The following is a 17,900-nucleotide window of genomic DNA, read 5'->3' on the forward strand; positions in this document are numbered from 1 at the left end:
ATATAGTCTAGTAAACAGACTCTTTTTTAAAGTGCTTAGTTAATAAGTAATATACAACAGCTCTGTATTTATTTCTATTAGAGCGACCATAAGTTTCCATAACAGAATCTATAGCTTTATCTAATTCAGGACTATCTTTTAATCCTAGTTTTTTAATTAAAAAGTTATTTTTTACTGTTGCTAATTCTGATGCGTCAGAACCTGAAACTGTGGCAGCATCTGCATTATAGATAGATGGACCACAACCAATAGTAACCTTAGTTAGTAAATCCATATCTGGTTTTACGTTACATTTATCTTTTAAGTCTGCAGCATATTTAGCTATTAATTCATCTCTTTTACTCATTTTGTTATAGTTTTTATTAATTAATAATCAGTTAAATATACAATTTTTTTGAGCTATAAAATTGATTTATAATACTAAGAAATCTTCAAGAGTCGATGAATTACACATATAATCGATTAACTATTTTATAAAATTAAAATACTCTAAAAGTATTTCATCATTACTTTGGCTTGGAGTAACAATTTCTAACAATTTTGGTTTACTAGAAGGATTATAAAACGTATGTAATTGATAATGCAAAGTATCTTCGTTTTCTGCTGTAGTATATTCAAAACCATACATGTCGCATAGTTGCTTTGCTTTTAAATTGTGCTTAGTTTCAAAATAAGTATCAAAGTTTTCAGTGTTTTTGTGTCCTGGTAAAATTCTAAAAATTCCTCCTCCATTATTATTAATAACAATAATCCTAAAATTATTAGGAATGTAATTATTCCACAAGGCATTACTATCGTAAAAGAAACTTAAATCTCCTGTTATAAAAGTAGTTTGCAAATTGGAAGCCACAGAAGCTCCAATTGCTGTACTTGTACTACCATCAATACCACTTGTGCCACGATTACAAAACACCTTTACAGTAGGTTTATTATTAAATAGTTGCTGATACCTAATTGCAGAACTATTACCAATTTGCAATTGTGATTGTTCTGGTAGATGTTTTAAAATGCTATCGAACACCTTAAAATCTGAAAATGGAATGGTTTTTAAGTACGCTTTGTGCTTTACATTTCTTAAAGTTTTAATTGCATTCCACTTTAATTTATAATCGCTTTTAACAGTATGCGTAAGATTAGGGAAAAGAAAGCTAAAAAATTGATTAGGAGTTTGAGTAATATGTTTTTCTAAACTAAAAAACGTGTCGTTAGCCTTTTTAACATCTATATGCCAATGTTGTTTGGGTTGAAACTTTCTAAGAAACTTTTTTATTCTTTTAGACACAATCATGCCTCCAAATGTGAGTAAAAGATCTGGAGCAAGAGCTTCTAATTCTTCGTCTGTTAAAGGGGAAATCAATTGATCTATACTTGGAAAAAATTGATTGTGATGCAAATTAGAAGTCGTCTCTGTAAAAACAATAACACTGTCGTCTTTCGCTAATTCTTCCATCCAATTTTGGTCTAAAGAATCTGGAAAATTAACACCAACCAAAACCATTTTCTTTTTAGCATTGTTCCATTCTTCTAAAATATCCTGAGCTACGTAATCGTCCATTTTTTTGGATTTAACTTTAACCTCTATATTTTCAGGATTAACGGTTAATTGTTCAACAGTATCATAAAGCGGTTCATCAAAAGGAATGTTTATATGTACAGGACCTTTATTAACTATAGCTTGGTTTAAGGCTAAATTAATTTCATGTTCATTTTCTTTCTGAAGTTCTTTTTTAATTCCTAAAAAACGCTCAAACTTATCTTCTAAATTTTTAATTATTGGTAATTCTTCATCTTCCGGAACTTCATATTCATCTTTTAAATCCAATTTTAAATTTGCAGAATACAGAGAGTGGTTTTTATACACTTCTTTTTGATTTATGGTTTGTCCATCACCAATTCCTACCAAATATTTTGGTCTGTCTGCAGATAAAACAACTAACGGAATATCGCTATAATACGCTTCTGCAACAGCAGGATAATAATTAAGTAAAGCACTGCCAGAAGTACAAACCACAGCAACAGGATGTTGTATTTGTTGTGCAATACCCAATGCAAAAAATGCTGCACAACGCTCATCTACAATACTATAGCATTTAAAAAAGGGATCGTGAGTAAAACCAATTGTTAAAGGTGCATTTCTGCTTCCAGGAGATAAAACGATATGCTGTATATTCTTAGCTTTACAAAGCTGAATAACGGTTTGTGCAAGGGGAATTTTTGGGTACATCATAGCTTGTACAAAAATACAAAATAGCCAATTTAAAAACTTCTAAAACAGCACCTTTTTCATTGTTGCAGATTTATTTACTGTTTCCTGCCATTCTAATTCTGGATTAGAGTCTTTTGTTATACCTCCTCCAACATAAACCAGAGCAGTTTCTTGTTGGATTTGCATACATCGTAGGTTAACAAATAAATCCGATACTGTTTTTACGCTAGAATAGGCATTATTTTCAACATTCCGTTTGTTGGTATTTCTAGTGCTTTTAATTTTAAAATTAAGTTCGCCTAAAAAACCAGTATAAAATTCTCTATTATAATTTTCATGTTGCAATATAAATTGCTTTGCCTTGTCTTTAGGCAGACCGCAAGTTGCTGGTGTTGGATGGAGGTTTAGTAATACCTCTTTTAACGATGTTTTTTTAGCATCTAAAACTCCGCTAATTTCGGTTTTTAAATGCAACATGTTGCCAGCTCTACTTGTAGTTACTTTTGATGTATTTATACGTTCAGCACTGTTTTTTAAACTGTTAACTATAAAATCTGTTACAAACTGCTGCTCTTGCTTTTCTTTCGCTTTCCAAGACACGTCTAAAGTAGAGTTGTATTGTTGTGTACCAGCTAATGCCATGGTTTTAAATCGGTTGCCTTCAGTTTTTATTAAAGTTTCTGGTGTTGCACCTAACCACAAACCAACTTTTGGATGGTACCAACAGTATGTAAACGTTGTTGTATAAGTACTTAATAACCGTTTAAATAAGGCAATCGGATTACTTTCGGTTAATGTAACGTCTTCTGCTCTCGAAATTACAACCTTGTCCAAGACTCCTTCTTCAATTGCTTTTATCGCTTTTTTAACAACCGAAATATGATTTTGTTTTGAAGTTTCAGAAGTACTGTTAACAACAATTCTATTATTTTTTACCGAAGAAAAACTATCTAAACTAATAATTTCACTTGTGTTAAAAGGAATTAAAACGGAAGGGTTTTCGATATTAAAAGGAGTAAAAACAAAACCACATTCTGTATAATCCGTTACCAGATGTACAGTATCGTTATTTTGAAGCATTGCAGAAATAGTAGTACTATTAGGTTTTCTGTAAGCCACAAAAGGTAGTTTATTGTCTAACTGTTTTTCAAGGTTTAGAAAAAATTGCTCCTCCTCCATTCTTACTTTTTAGGTAATGAAATTGTGGATAATCTACAAATAGAAATTAGCGTATCTGCCTCGTCGGTAACTCGTACATCTAATAATTGCGTGGTTCTCCCTTTGTGCAAAAAAGTAGCTTTTGCATAGACATAACCTTCTTTTACACTCTTTAAATGGTTAGCTGTAATTTCTAAACCACGCACAAACATATTATCTGTATCTAAAAAAATATGCGAGGCAAAACTCCCAACACTTTCGGCTAATGCTGCAGTTGCTCCTCCATGTAAAACACCATCTGGCTGGTGAACTCTTGGCGTAACAGGCATTCTGGCAACTAAAAAATTATCTCCATAATCTACCATTTCAATATTTAAGGTTTCCATTAATGTGTTTTTGCTTGCAGCATTTGCTTTAGCTAAGAGTTCCTTTTTAGATAATTGCATATAAATAATGTATTTTTAAAATCTATAACAAAAGTACAAAACCTAAGGTGAAATGAATTCTACTGAAAAAGAAATTTCTTATCAAACTACAAATACCTATACAACATTAAATAGCTTAACCGAAAAGACAAAAAATGTCTGGTTTGTGTGCCACGGAATGGGTTATTTAAGCAAGTATTTTATACGTTATTTTAAAAGTTTAAATCCTGAAGAACATTTTATTATTGCACCACAAGCACCAAGTAAATATTATCAAGGTAGAAACTTTAAACATGTTGGAGCAAGTTGGCTAACAAAAGAAAATACCGAAAAAGAAACCACTAATATAATGCAATATTTTGATGCTGTTTTAGCTGAAGAATATCCAATTAAAAACAAAAATTTAATTGTTTTAGGCTACTCACAAGGTGTAAGTGTCGCTACACGATATTTAAAAAGCAGAACACTAGACTGTTCGCAATTGGTATTACATTCTGGCGGAATCCCAAAAGAATTAACAGCTAGTGATTTTACATTTTTAAACGCTAAAGTCTCTTTAATTTACGGAACAGAAGATGAATATTTAGATGAACAACGTATTGCTTTTGAAACTAAACATGCAAAAGCAATATTTGGTGATGATGTACATATAATTCCTTTTAAAGGCAAACACGAAGTCAATGTAGATTTAATAACTAGTTTAATATAATATGCAACTGGAAAACAACAGAGTAAAACTCACACTTTTAGATTTAAACAACTACAAGCAATTAGTGACTATTGCACAAGAGAAGGACTTAATCTATTATTCGCCAAGTGATATTTCAACACCAGAAAAACTACGAAATTATGCTCAAATTGCTGTAAATGGTTTTAATAATAAAACTATTATTCCTTTTATAATATTTGATAAAGAGACACAACAATTTGCAGGTAGTACGCGCTTTGGAGCCATAAACTATAAAAATAAAGTATTGCATATTGGTTGGACATGGATTGGTCACAATTTTCAAGGTACTGGTTTAAATAAAAACGTTAAATATTTAATGCTTAACTATACTTTTGAAACCCTTCAGTTTGAAAAAATAGAATTTAGAATCGATGAGCGTAATGTAAAATCTAGAAAAGCTGTAGAAAAACTTGGCGCAACTCTAGAAGGTGTTTTACGTAAAGATACAGTTATGAAAGATGGTTTTAGACGCAGTACGTGTTGTTATGGTATTTTAAAAGAAGAATGGTTAGCCATACAACACAATACTTTTAAAGATTTTTAGTAAATACTCCTTATCATTTATTTTGAAGAGTTGTACACTCAAAGCAATTTAATAGTGCTTTATTTAAAACTAAATCTTCAGATCCTTTTAAAGCTTCCTCTACTACTCCTTTTTCTTTTAGTATTTTATTAAACTCTTTAGCATAAACTACGAGTTGATCTCTCCTGCTTTTTAATTTATTAGCAATTGCTTGTCCATCAATCGCTGCAATAGATTTTGGCCAAGTCTTTAACGCTTCATTTATAATGGAATCTGATAATTTTGATTGAAGTTTCTCTGCTTCATCTATAAAAATTGCTTCGTTAGTTTGTAACAAAAAATAACGATCGAAAGGATACACTAATCCAGCCATAAAATGGATTTCATCTTTAAATGGTCTTAATTCTGGCACTACATTTTTATTAGACAATAATGATGGAATAACACCTTCTATGTTAAAAAATGCATTATCACGATCGCCAGGAATTGGGATAGCAATCAAAGAATCGTTTTGTGTTTTAAGCGCCCAACCCCATTGTTTGGTATGTCTATCCCAATCTCCAATTAATAAATCGAAAAGTCGAGCTCTCACTAGTGCATTCTCATCTATAAATACGTTTTGAGGTTGCTTTTGCTTTAGTTCTTGTAAGTCTTCGGTATCTACAAGTTGGTTAACATTTTTAATATTTGTCCAATTAACATCTCCTTCTGTTTCATACTCTAACATAAAAATTCTATTACCATACTTCGTATTAAATGCACCTAATTTTTCTTGTTTAGGCACAAATACCAACTTTGGATTTGTATGTAAAATATTGGCATAATTAGACAATTCTTTAGATAATAATGAGCCATAAGGATGTTGAGCAGAAATCCCATCAACAATAATATTTTCTAAGCCTACAGTTTTAGCAAAATCTGGAATGAGTTTTTTAGGGTTTTTATTAACGCTACGTAATGTATAAATAATGCCATTTTTGGCTTGTAGCTTTAAAGAGTGTGTTTGTTTTCCGCCTCCTTCTTTTAAAATCTTAACACCACCAAATAATGTGTCTAAAAACAAAACAGGCACTTTTACTGGTGTTGACCAAGCTTTTCTGTATTGCTCACCTTGCATTAAACGCTTAACCTCATCTGCTTTATAAAGTGAACTTGCTGTAATGGTTATGGAGTCTAAGGTTTTAAAGTCGATGGTATTAATAGTATCAAAATTAACTACTTCTACTTTTTGAAATGTTTTATTTGTTGAAGAAGTTGACCAATATGACAAGCCTATAAAGACAAGTATTAAAATGATTAAAAAGAGAACTATTTTTTTCATTTAACAAATTTTATGTAAAGTTAAAATATGTGCGACTAATCAATAGCTTTAATGCTATAAATATTAATTCAAAAAAAAAAATCTATTTATAAATTAACTTAAGCTATACAATTACACTTATAAGTTCTATAATTTCAGTTTCTTTATATTTGAAATTATAATAAATTGAATAATTAAATGTCCACCACACTAAATGTATTAAAATCTCTATTTACAAAAGTAGATAGTGCAAGTATTGCAGTGTTTAGAATATTATTTGGCGCTATTATGCTTGTAGAAGTATATCGTTATTTTGACAAAGGTTGGATTGCAAAATATTGGATAGATCCTACGTATAATTTTCCGTATTGGCCTTTTCATTTTTTAGAGTCTTTATCGGGAAATGGGATGTATTACTTATTTGCATTATTAGGTTTGCTTTCCGTTTTTATAATGCTTGGCTTGTTTTATAGACTAAGTATTATTTTGTTTTTTTTAAGTTTTACTTATATGTTTTTACTGGAACAAACTCGATATCTCAACCATTTCTATTTGATTGTTATTCTAAGCTTTGTTTTAATTTTTATTCCAGCAAATAATAGCTTTTCATTAGATAATAGATGGATTAAGAAGCAAAAAGACATTCCCATTTCAAAATGGTGTTTATGGCTATTACGATTAATGATTGGAATTCCGTTTTTTTATGGTGGAATTGCTAAACTAAATTCCGATTGGTTAGCTGGTCAACCCTTAGGTATTTGGCTCTCTAGCGATACTGATTTCCCTATAATTGGTAGGTTTTTTACCGAAAAATGGATGATATTATTAATGTCGTATTCTGGGTTGTTTTTAGATTTATTAATTATTCCTTTTTTATTATTTAAACGCACTCGCATATATGCATTTGTAATTGGCGTTTTATTTCATTTAATGAATTCAGAGTTGTTTACAATTGGAATTTTTCCTTGGTTTATGATTGCTTCTGCTACACTCTTTTTTTCTCCTAGTTGGCCTAGAACTTTAATTAATCGTTTTACAAATTCATCAACTATAAATCCTATTACTGAAAACACGGCAAGTCTTTCAAAAAAGCAAAAATTGGTTATTGTTGGTTTAAGTCTATGGACTTTTCTAATGCTAACTTTTCCTTTAAGACATATATTAATTCCAGGAAATGTAAGTTGGACAGAAGAGGGTCATAAATTTGCTTGGCACATGAAACTGAGAACTAAAAGAGCAAATGGTGTTTTTATTGTTAAAGACACTAATGGTGAAGTTATTAATATTATAGATGTAGATATTGTATTACCAAAATGGCAAAGAAAAAAAGCAATTTCTAGACCACCAATTATCTGGCTTTTAGCAAATAAAACTAAAGAGGAGTATAAAGCAAAAGGAATTAATGTCGCTGTATTTGCAGATATTGAAGCTACATTAAACGGCAGACCTTATGAGCAATTTATAGACCCAAATGTAGATATTGCAGCAGAACCTTATCCTATTTGGCATGCAGATTGGATATTACCTTTAACAACGCCTTTACCTGAATAAAGAATTACGTAGTAAGTTTGGCAATTATATCTTTTACAGGCAAAATTGCTTTAGTATGTTCTATACTTGGTCCTGCAACCCAAACGGTTTTATAAGTCGCTTTTTTTGCAGCATTTTCAGTAGCTTTCATTCCTATTGAAAACCGAATCATTTTAACCCATTTTTTTAATTTCTTATTTTTATTTAAAACAGATTCTAACCAAGATTCCTTAGTGCCTATTTTTTGTACATAAGGCGTATTTATAACTGTACATGGTGTGCCAGAAATACGTTGTGTCATCACAATATCGTCTGCTCCATACTCTACACAAGCTTGTTTATACTCGTCTGTTACTCCTGCCTCTACAGAAGCAATAAACGGACTGCCAACACTAACGCCTTCTGCTCCATAGCTAAGCATTTTATCGATATCTGCTTTACAACCAACTCCTCCTGCAGAAATAATTGGGATTGTTAATGCATCGCTTAATTGTTTTGTTAATTCTTCTGGAGAGAGGTTTCCTCTGTGTCCTCCAGCTTCATTATTTACTGCTATGGCTGCATCTGCGCCTAATTGTTCTACTTTTTTAGCAAAACGCAAATCGGTTACATCGCAAAACACTTTAATACCTGCTTTGTGTGCTTGTTTGATTGTTTCTTCTGGACTACCTAAAGACGTAATTATAAAATCGCAACCTTCTTCGCAAATCACTTCTAACTGACCTTTATATTTTAAGTTAGATTTGTTAACTATTAAGTTAAACCCAAACGAGCCACCTTCGACTTTATTTGCTTTTAATTCTCTTATTGCGGCTCTTAACTCCTCTAAAGTTCTATAGTTAAGTGCAGGAATACAACCAGCAATTCCTCCTTTCATAGCTTCTGTTACCATTGCAACATTAGATACCAAGAACATTGGTGCTTGAATTATTGGATATTTAATATTTAAAAGTTGTGTGAGTTTGGTTTGCATAGTTGTTGTTTTTCCTGCGAAGACAGAAATTTTATTTATTTGTAATGAAAAATGAATTGTTTTTATTAAAATGAACTGGTACAAATATAATCAATAATATATTATGCACGCATAACAAAATTAAAGATTGACAATATAATTTATATTTTATGATTAATAAAACAAAAACAAGCTTACCAATAGTACTAATATTAAAAAGGTTGGCCAAAATAAACTTTTTATAATTAGATTGTTTTTATAATCAAACCATGAAGCTTTTGGTTTTGTGTACATTATTAGATTATAGGTCGATAAAATTATCATAAAATAGGTTATAAAATAGAAGTACTCCATATAAATAAGCTCTGCAGTTTCAATATTTTTACGAAGGTCTATATGCGAAAACACTAAGACAAAGAAAAAAGCTGTCATTCCTTGAACAATGCTTGTATCTGCATCTTCACTATTTCTTTTATTTGAAGCATAAATCATTATAAACATCATGATAAGGGTAACAAAGATTGGAATTAAATACGTTACAAATGCATTAATTAGTACACGTTTAATATTAACATTAAAATGAAGCTCAGGAACATTATTAAAGGTTGAAGCGTCTTCAAATCCAAAATTATTATCGTAAGTGAAATAATTATAACTAAAATAACTTTCTAGTATTTTGTTTCCGCTTAAAGAAATATTTGGACTTATACCACTTTTTTGCGACGGATTAGTCACCTTATAACTGTCTAAATCTGGCACAAATAATAAATTGTCGCCATGGTTAAGGGGTTGAATTTCTAAATTAATATTACGCTTATCAAATGGGTATTTACTGTATATAAAATTTAATTTTGCAGTAAGCCTAAATTCATAACCTATTAAAACATCCTTATCATTTTCTACTCTATAGGTTTCTTGTATATACACTGCTTCTGCAAATGGAGAGGCTTGAGGAAAACGAAACCCTTCAGATATTTCTTTAAGTTTATCCTTAGGATATTTTTGCCAAATGTTTCCGCTTAAATTAATATTATAACTATCCTCAAAACTTAATTCTTCTAAATAAACACCTGTTGGAATTACAATTTGTTGATCTAAACCGTTTGTTCTTCGTTTTAAGTTTTCAGAATTTATTATTGCGCTTAAAGTCGTATTGTCTATAATTGGTGGACTTTGTGTTATTGAATAAATATCTTTTTCTACATGCTCTAAATATCCAATGTAAAACACATTGGCTAATAGTATTAAACTTCCAAAAAGACTAAGAATCCATATCTCTTTTTCAGATAAATAATCTCTATTAAAATAAAGACCTAATAAACAAAATAGTACAAGACTAAGTGTAATTACAATGTTTATTAGTTTGCGTTTTGCATGTGTATCTGAGCCTAATAAATCTTCAGCAAAAAACAGTACACCTATACTCCAATTAGAGGATTTAACTGTGTCGTAATAAAAAATTGTCTTTTGTTCTTTTGTGTTATCTTTATATGTTATGACTCCTGTTTCTCCTTGTAATATTGAATTATACGCTGCTTTTAATTTATTGTTTTTCTCTTTTTCTTTTAAGTCTTCAATACCCTTAGATCCTACAAAATCATTTACAGGATGCGCTAATATTGCTCCATTAGAAGAGCTTACAAATCCGTATCCTGTTTTGCCTAAACTCAATGAGTGTATTAAATCTGTGAAGCTTTTTAAAGAAATAGTCATAGAAACTACACCACGAAGTGTACCATCTGAATTATAAAACGGAATCCCATAGTCTGTTATTAACTCTTGTACAACTTGGCCAAAATATGGTTCTACCCATTGTTCTCCTTTATCTCTTATATCTACATACCACGTTGTGGTTTCTAAAGAGGCATCTGTATAATCATAATACTGCTCTAATTGGATAATATCGTCTTGATTTTTGTCGTAATATGGTGCATATAATTTACCAAGTTGAGGCTCAAAAGCAACTGTTATACCTAAAATTGCATCTAGTTCTAGAGATTTAGTTTTTAATAATGAATTTATCTCACTATTAGAAAGTGTGTCTTTTTCTAAAGTTTTGGCTATGGTTTGACCACTATCCATAACGTCTTGCAAAATACTTTCGATGTCTTTTTTTAATGCAAAAGTGACTTCTTTACCACGCACAGTGGCAAGTTCTGTTCTGTCTTTTGTGTGGCTAGTATAGCTGTAAATAAAATATATTAAAAGGAGTACTAAAAGTGAAGTTATTAAATAAGTAATCTTTTTAAACATATATTTTAGGATTGTTGAATGTTAAAGATAGAAAAAGGATAACAAACAAAAAACGCAACCCATTTAAAGGTTGCGTTTAATTATATTTAAAATCTTTTAAAGAAATCCCAAATTATCTTTAGGATAAGTGATTGATACATCTCAAAAACTTTCGGGATGACTCGCAGCTTACTTTACTTCTTCAAAATCTACATCTTCTACATCATCTGTAGAATCTGCTGCTTGTCCTTTTGCACCAGCTCCTGCATCTGTTGGACCACCTTCTGGCGCTCCTCCTTGTGCTTCGGCTTGTGCTTTGTACATTTCTTCACTTGCAACTTTCCAAGCTTCGTTAATTTTCTCTAACGCTGGCTCTATAACTGCTAAGTCTTTAGTTTCGTAAGCTTTTTTCAATTCTTCTAAAGCCTCTTCTATTGGTACTTTTTTATCGTCAGATAATTTATCACCAAATTCTTTAAGTTGTTTTTCCGTTTGGAAAATCATAGAATCTGCTTCGTTTAATTTCTTAGCTTGCTCTGCTGCTTTTGCATCAGACTCTGCATTTGCTTCTGCATCTGCTTTCATCTTTTGAATTTCTTCTTCAGTTAAACCAGAAGACGCTTCGATTCTAATATCTTGTGTCTTATTTGTTGCTTTATCTGTAGCCGAAACTTTAATGATTCCGTTAGCATCAATATCGAAAGTTACTTCAATTTGAGGGACACCTCTTTGCGCTGGTGGAATACCATCTAAGTGAAAACGTCCTATCGTTTTATTATCTCCAGCCATTGCTCTTTCTCCTTGTAATACGTGGATTTCCACTGAAGGTTGATTGTCTGCTGCTGTAGAGAATACTTGCGATTTTTTTGTTGGTATTGTGGTATTAGCTTCAATAAGTTTCGTCATTACGTTACCCATTGTTTCTATACCTAAAGATAAAGGTGTTACATCTAATAATAATACATCCTTAACGTCTCCTGTTAAAACACCACCTTGAATTGCAGCTCCTAAAGAAACCACCTCATCTGGATTTACACCTTTACTTGGAGTTTTACCAAAAAACTTTTCTACTGCAGCTTGTACTGCTGGAATACGTGTTGATCCACCAACTAAAATAACTTGATCAATATCACTTTTAGATAAACCTGCTGCTTTTAATGCTGTTGCACATGGCTCAATAGTACGTTTTACTAAATCGTCTATTAACTGCTCGAATTTTGAGCGTGTTAATGTACGTACTAAGTGTTTTGGTCCACTAGCTGTTGCAGTAATGTATGGTAAATTAATTTCTGTAGATTCTGCAGAAGATAACTCAATCTTCGCTTTTTCGGCAGCTTCTTTAACACGTTGTAAAGACATTGGATCTTCTCTTAAATCCATCCCTTCTTCACTTTTAAACTCGTCTGCTAACCAATCAATAATTTTCTGGTCCACATCATCACCACCTAAATGCGTATCTCCATCTGTAGATAACACTTCAAATACACCATCTCCTAACTCTAAGATAGATACATCATGTGTTCCTCCACCAAAATCAAATACAACAATTTTTTGGTCTGTTCCTTTTTTGTCCATACCATAAGCTAAAGCTGCTGCTGTTGGCTCGTTGATAATACGACGTACTTTTAAACCTGCAATCTCACCAGCTTCTTTAGTGGCTTGACGTTGTGCATCGTTAAAATATGCAGGTACTGTAATTACTGCTTCAGATACTGAGGTTCCTAAGTAATCTTCAGCTGTTTTTTTCATTTTTTGTAATACCATAGCAGATAATTCTTGTGGTGTGTATAAACGACCATCAATATCCACACGTGGTGTATCATTATCTCCTTTTACAACTTTATATGGTACGCGTTCTGCCTCTTTTTTAGATTCAGAATACTTATTACCCATAAAACGTTTAACAGAATATACTGTTTTTGTTGGGTTAGTCACTGCTTGTCTTTTTGCTGGATCTCCAACTTTAATTTCTCCACCTTCTACAAAGGCAATTACTGATGGTGTTGTTCTTTTACCTTCAGCATTAGGGATAACTACTGGCTCGTTACCTTCCATTACAGAAACGCAAGAGTTGGTAGTTCCTAAATCGATTCCAATAATCTTACTCATAGTTTTATTTGTTTTTATGTTTTCCGCGTAAGCGAAATTGTGTTTATTAATTATTTACGATAGCAATAAGTCAATAGTTATGCCATTAGAAAAAATGTGACAGGATGTCAGAGTTTAAAATTGAAAAGTTTTTTCTAATCCATCGGCTTTGGTATTAGTTTTGATATATTAAAAGAAAACATACTAATTTAAATTCTTTTTATATGAAACGTATTCTATCAGTAATTTCAGTACTCGCCTTATTTTTAATGTCTTGCGAAGGACCACAAGGACCTCCAGGTTTTGATGGTTTTGATGGACAGGATGGTGCAATCATTGCCTCCTCTGCTTTTGAAATTGTTTTAGATTTTAATGAAAATAATAATTTTGAGTTTGTTGAAGCCTATGGTTTTGAAGTATTACCTACAGATGTAACATTAGTATATGTATTATGGGAAACTGCAAACGGACAAGATATTTGGAGATTAACGCCACAAACTGTTTATTTTGAAGATGGCAACCTAGTTTATAATTACGATTTTACACAAACAGATGTGCGTTTCTTTTTAGAAGGCTCTACAGATTTTTCACTTTTAGATGATTCGTACACTCAAAATCAGCTTTTTAGAGTTGTTGTTGTACCAGCAGATAATGTTGGTCGAATAGATTATTCCAATTTAGACTCTGTAATGGCTCATTACGATATTAAGGAGTTTGTTTTAAGATAATCTTTATTACAAAAATTTATAATAACAGTTTTGGTTTAAAAACCAAAGCTGTTTTTTATTTATATAAGCATATTAATATAACATTAATCCGTAATTACCATATCAAAATAAAATTGTCCTGCCCAACAATTGGCAGTTTGGTCTCCATAGATATCTGTTCTGGTGATATTCATAGTAATAGAATTAGCTGTTTTTAATGCATAATTTAGACTAAATGTATCAGGAAAACTACTGGAATTATTTGCACTAAAAATTAAACCTCCAGGTGGAAATGGGAGTGCTGGCGCAAAATCGTAACGTACCTGTAAACGCTCTGGACGATAAGGTGCAGCTATTACATTATTACCATTAATAGTTACTACACTTCCTGCAGTGGTTTGCCTACCAATAATATTCCAAGTTACTGTTGTTGGTACACCATTAACCGATACATTAAAATTCCCGGAACTACCAATAGTATTGTTATCGCAAACAGGAATTTCTAAACCTTGAACAGGAATTAGTTGCGGAAAATTACCAATATTTGTTGCTGTTAATTGTTGCCAAGTGGCATTTCCGTTAGCATCAGAGATTAGTGCATAACCATTGGACTGGTTACCATCCACTAATCTAAAAGCTGCTGGTGCACTACCAGCACTTATAGCAATGTCGTCCACATAAGCTGCGTCGCTGTTAGAACTTACACTCGAATCTTTAGAATATGTCCAACGCAAAGTTAATGTTCCTGCTGGTAAGGCATAACTTTGTTGGGTATAACTCACTAGTCCAGACCATTGGTCTTGCAAAGCTCCATTTATAGTAAATTGTAAAAAATCGAAACCACTTTCCGAACTTACCTCGTAAAAGAAACTTACTGTTCCTCCTCCTGGTGGTATTGTAACTACGTATTCCATATAAGAGGATTGCGAATCTAATATAGTACCAGAACCTGCAGCAGTTGTACCACTATTAACATTTGTTGTTTGCGTACTCCAAATTGCATTACCTCCTGTAGTCATAGGCGTAAAACTACTCTCAAAATCTTGTTCCAGTAAAGCGCCTGCAGAACCACTGTTTTCCACATGCAATTTTGTTGTTGGCGCAGTTGTACCAACACCAACATTACCTGTATTAGCATTATACATATTAGCTCCAGAAAGCGTCCAATCATTATCTGCAGCTCCTCCACCAAAAGGTAACCAAGACGTACCATTAAAATAATAAAACCCTATGGTATTGTCTGTTTGATATATTAATAATCCATCTGCAGGAGTTGTAATAGCATCGCGTTGAGCCATTGTCATTCTTGGAATTAAAATTCCTGATGTTGTAGATTCAATATCTAAAGCAGCGCTTGGATTTGGTGTCGTGGTGCCAATACCTACTTGTGCATAAAATAGAATAGGAAAAAGCATAAATAAAGCTAGTAGTCTTATTTTCATAATTGAGGGATTTTCTCTTTTAAAATTGCAAATAATTTCTGAATAGGCTTTCATAATTAGTTGTATTTTAGTCCAAAACACTAATTTCTAGGATAAAAGTAAATTCTGTGCCTTTAAATTTTCTCAATAAGTTAACATCATAATCAACTTAAATCTATATTTGTTTAAAAATTAAAACGTATTAAAAATGGAATGTATTTCGGTTTTCGACATGTTAAAAATTGGTGTTGGTCCTTCTAGCTCACACACTTTAGGTCCTTGGCGAGCAGCAGAAAGATGGCTTTATGAACTTAAAGAAGACAATGTGTTTAAGGACATTACCCGAATTCAAGTTGATTTATATGGCTCATTATCCTTAACGGGAAAAGGTCATGCTACAGATTTAGCAGTAATGCTTGGGTTAAGCGGAAGCGATCCGGAAACCATACCAACAGAAACTATTGATATTATAATTGCTTCTATAGAAAATACGGAAAAATTAGTGTTGGGAAATGAAAAAATAATAGATTTTGATAGACATTCAGAAATCGTCTTTAATCGCGTTTTTCTTCCCTTTCATTCTAATGCCATTACATTTACAGCCTTTAAGCATAATACCGAAATACATCAATCTACCTTCTACTCTATTGGTGGAGGTTTTGTTATTAAAGAAGAACGTACTGTCGATGCTGAAAATAAAGAACTTAAAAAAGAGTTTCCTTTTCCTATTGATAAAGCAGTCGAATTGCTTGCGTTTTGTAAAAGTGAAAACAAATCGATTTCTGAAATTGTTTTAGAAAACGAACGCTCTCTACGAGATGATAAAACTATAGATTTTGAGTTAAACCGAATATGGCAAACTATGTTAGATTGCATGTTTACAGGTTGCCATACTGAAGGTACTTTACCTGGAGGATTAAATGTTAGACGTCGTGCGTTTGATATGCACAAAAATTTAAATATAGAAGTGCCTTATGTAACCTCACAAGATTGGTTAGAGTCTATTAGACAAAGTGAGGTGAAGTTTCGTCAGATTTTAAAATGGGTTAGCTGCTTTGCATTGTCTGTAAACGAGGTTAATGCCTCTCTTGGACGTGTAGTCACTGCACCAACTAATGGAAGTGCTGGAGTTATCCCTTCGGTTTTAATGTATTATTTAGTTATTGAAAACCACGAAGCCGATTTTAAACATATTAAACAATTTCTACTTGTAGCTGGTGAAATAGGTAGCATCTTTAAAAAAGGAGCAACCATTAGTGCTGCAATGGGAGGCTGTCAAGCCGAAATTGGTGTGAGCTCTGCAATGGCTGCAGGTGCATTAACAGAGTTACTTGGTGGTACTCCAGAACAAGTAATGATTGCTGCAGAAATTGCTATGGAACATCATTTGGGTTTAACTTGCGATCCTATTGGTGGATTAGTTCAAATCCCTTGTATAGAACGCAATAGTATGGGAGCAATTAAAGCCATTAATGCTGCCGAATTGGCTTTAGAAACCGACCCTAAAAACGTAAAAGTACCTTTAGACAAAGTTGTGGATACCATGTGGGAAACTGCAAAAGACATGAATAATAAGTATAAAGAAACTAGTGAAGGTGGTTTGGCTGTACGTGTTAATATGGCAGATTGTTAAAACTAAGTCTTCAGTATGAAGTTGCAGTATGCATATTAAAACTTCAACTAAAATAATAGAAACACCCAAAAATTAAATTTTTCTGAAGAAAATTAAATTCTATTCATCTCTACTATTTTAGTATTTTTACAGTCTATACTTAATTTAAACTAAATGTCTGTAGCAAAAAAAGAATATAAAAGAGTTACTGTTAAATCACTTGTTGATATGAAAAAGCGTGGAGAAAAAATCTCTATGTTAACTGCCTACGATTATACCATGGCAAAAATTGTTGATGGCGCAGGAATTGATGTGATTTTGGTTGGTGATTCTGCCAGTAACGTTATGGCTGGTCACGAAACAACTTTGCCAATTACTCTAGACCAAATGATTTATCATGCCTCTTCTGTAGTACGCGCTATTGATCGCTCTTTAGTAGTTGTAGATTTACCTTTTGGTAGCTACCAAAGTGATCCAAAAGAAGCCTTACGTTCTGCAATAAGAATAATGAAGGAGTCTGGTGGACACGCTGTAAAAATGGAAGGTGGAAAGGAAGTAAAAGACTCAATTAAACGTATTTTACATGCTGGAATTCCAGTGATGGGACATTTAGGTTTAACACCACAATCTATCTATAAATTTGGAACTTACACAGTACGAGCAAAAGAAGAACAAGAAGCACAACAACTTAAAGAAGATGCTTTAATGCTGGAAAAAGCTGGCTGTTTCGCAATAGTCTTAGAAAAAATTCCTGCAAAATTAGCACAAGAAGTAGCAAAAAGCATATCTATTCCTGTAATTGGCATCGGAGCTGGTAATGGTGTAGATGGACAAGTATTGGTAACACACGATATGGTTGGGATGACACACGAGTTTAATCCACGTTTTTTACGTCGTTACATGAATTTATACGAAGAAATGACCAATGCCTTTACTCAATATGGTGAGGATGTAAAAAGTGGTGATTTTCCTAATGATAAGGAGCAGTATTAGTGAGCAGTGAGCAGTGAGCAGTG

At 32.3% G+C, this 17,900-nt stretch carries 15 protein-coding genes; 6 read left to right on the forward strand and 9 right to left on the reverse strand.

What is annotated here, in order from left to right; genetic code table 11:
• Nucleotides 1–7: 7 nt before the first annotated feature.
• From ACVC5O_RS01920 to ACVC5O_RS01935, 4 genes are all read right to left on the reverse strand, one after another.
• Entirely contained in the window at nucleotides 8–346 is a 339-nt protein-coding gene (locus ACVC5O_RS01920) for a DUF2853 family protein (RefSeq protein WP_452219776.1), read from the reverse strand.
• A gap of 120 nt (nucleotides 347–466) precedes the next feature.
• Nucleotides 467–2,227, reverse strand: a complete 1,761-nt coding sequence (gene menD, locus ACVC5O_RS01925; RefSeq protein WP_452219777.1) for a 2-succinyl-5-enolpyruvyl-6-hydroxy-3-cyclohexene-1-carboxylate synthase — start codon at nucleotides 2,225–2,227, stop codon at nucleotides 467–469.
• A gap of 39 nt (nucleotides 2,228–2,266) precedes the next feature.
• The gene (locus ACVC5O_RS01930; RefSeq protein ID WP_452219778.1) at nucleotides 2,267–3,385 is read right to left on the reverse strand and encodes a chorismate-binding protein; all 1,119 of its coding nucleotides are present in this window, start codon (nucleotides 3,383–3,385) and stop codon (nucleotides 2,267–2,269) included.
• A gap of 2 nt (nucleotides 3,386–3,387) precedes the next feature.
• Entirely contained in the window at nucleotides 3,388–3,810 is a 423-nt protein-coding gene (locus ACVC5O_RS01935) for a PaaI family thioesterase (protein WP_452219779.1), read from the reverse strand.
• A gap of 52 nt (nucleotides 3,811–3,862) precedes the next feature.
• Between ACVC5O_RS01935 and ACVC5O_RS01940 the strand changes: the two genes are divergently transcribed.
• Both ACVC5O_RS01940 and ACVC5O_RS01945 read left to right on the forward strand, forming a co-directional pair.
• On the forward strand, nucleotides 3,863–4,498 hold the full coding sequence (locus ACVC5O_RS01940) for an alpha/beta hydrolase (RefSeq protein WP_452219780.1): 636 nt from the start codon (nucleotides 3,863–3,865) through the stop codon (nucleotides 4,496–4,498).
• 1 nt (nucleotide 4,499) lies between these two features.
• Complete coding sequence (locus tag ACVC5O_RS01945) at nucleotides 4,500–5,063, forward strand: GNAT family N-acetyltransferase (RefSeq protein ID WP_452219781.1); 564 nt, start codon at nucleotides 4,500–4,502, stop codon at nucleotides 5,061–5,063.
• 13 nt (nucleotides 5,064–5,076) lie between these two features.
• Here ACVC5O_RS01945 and ACVC5O_RS01950 read toward each other — a convergent pair whose 3' ends face one another.
• Nucleotides 5,077–6,363, reverse strand: a complete 1,287-nt coding sequence (locus ACVC5O_RS01950) for a hypothetical protein (RefSeq protein ID WP_452219782.1) — start codon at nucleotides 6,361–6,363, stop codon at nucleotides 5,077–5,079.
• Between the two features lie 177 nt (nucleotides 6,364–6,540).
• Between ACVC5O_RS01950 and ACVC5O_RS01955 the strand changes: the two genes are divergently transcribed.
• A complete protein-coding gene (locus tag ACVC5O_RS01955; protein WP_452219783.1) occupies nucleotides 6,541–7,893 on the forward strand; it encodes an HTTM domain-containing protein in 1,353 nt (450 codons plus the stop codon).
• A 4-nt stretch (nucleotides 7,894–7,897) separates the two neighbouring features.
• Here the strand turns inward: ACVC5O_RS01955 and ACVC5O_RS01960 are convergent, their stop codons facing one another.
• From ACVC5O_RS01960 to dnaK, 3 genes are all read right to left on the reverse strand, one after another.
• Nucleotides 7,898–8,875: an NAD(P)H-dependent flavin oxidoreductase gene (locus tag ACVC5O_RS01960; protein ID WP_452219812.1), complete on the reverse strand. Its 978-nt coding sequence runs from the start codon at nucleotides 8,873–8,875 to the stop codon at nucleotides 7,898–7,900.
• A 123-nt stretch (nucleotides 8,876–8,998) separates the two neighbouring features.
• Nucleotides 8,999–11,077 (reverse strand): PDC sensor domain-containing protein, encoded by a 2,079-nt coding sequence (locus tag ACVC5O_RS01965; RefSeq protein WP_452219784.1) that lies wholly within the window; start codon nucleotides 11,075–11,077, stop codon nucleotides 8,999–9,001.
• A gap of 168 nt (nucleotides 11,078–11,245) precedes the next feature.
• A complete protein-coding gene (gene dnaK / locus ACVC5O_RS01970) occupies nucleotides 11,246–13,165 on the reverse strand; it encodes a molecular chaperone DnaK (RefSeq protein ID WP_452219785.1) in 1,920 nt (639 codons plus the stop codon).
• Nucleotides 13,166–13,368: 203 nt separating this feature from the next.
• On the opposite strand from dnaK, the gene ACVC5O_RS01975 reads away from it, so the two are divergent.
• Entirely contained in the window at nucleotides 13,369–13,872 is a 504-nt protein-coding gene (locus ACVC5O_RS01975; RefSeq protein WP_452219786.1) for a hypothetical protein, read from the forward strand.
• Between the two features lie 83 nt (nucleotides 13,873–13,955).
• Here the strand turns inward: ACVC5O_RS01975 and ACVC5O_RS01980 are convergent, their stop codons facing one another.
• Nucleotides 13,956–15,293, reverse strand: coding sequence for a hypothetical protein (locus ACVC5O_RS01980; RefSeq protein WP_452219787.1), 1,338 nt, complete (start codon nucleotides 15,291–15,293; stop codon nucleotides 13,956–13,958).
• 187 nt (nucleotides 15,294–15,480) lie between these two features.
• Here ACVC5O_RS01980 and ACVC5O_RS01985 point away from each other — a divergent pair, with 187 nt between their 5' ends.
• Together ACVC5O_RS01985 and panB are read left to right on the forward strand one after the other, a co-directional pair.
• Nucleotides 15,481–16,905: an L-serine ammonia-lyase gene (locus ACVC5O_RS01985; RefSeq protein WP_452219788.1), complete on the forward strand. Its 1,425-nt coding sequence runs from the start codon at nucleotides 15,481–15,483 to the stop codon at nucleotides 16,903–16,905.
• Between the two features lie 153 nt (nucleotides 16,906–17,058).
• Nucleotides 17,059–17,877, forward strand: a complete 819-nt coding sequence (panB, locus tag ACVC5O_RS01990; RefSeq protein ID WP_452219789.1) for a 3-methyl-2-oxobutanoate hydroxymethyltransferase — start codon at nucleotides 17,059–17,061, stop codon at nucleotides 17,875–17,877.
• Nucleotides 17,878–17,900: the final 23 nt, after the last annotated feature.

The sequence above is a fragment of the Lacinutrix salivirga genome (genome assembly GCF_053604675.1).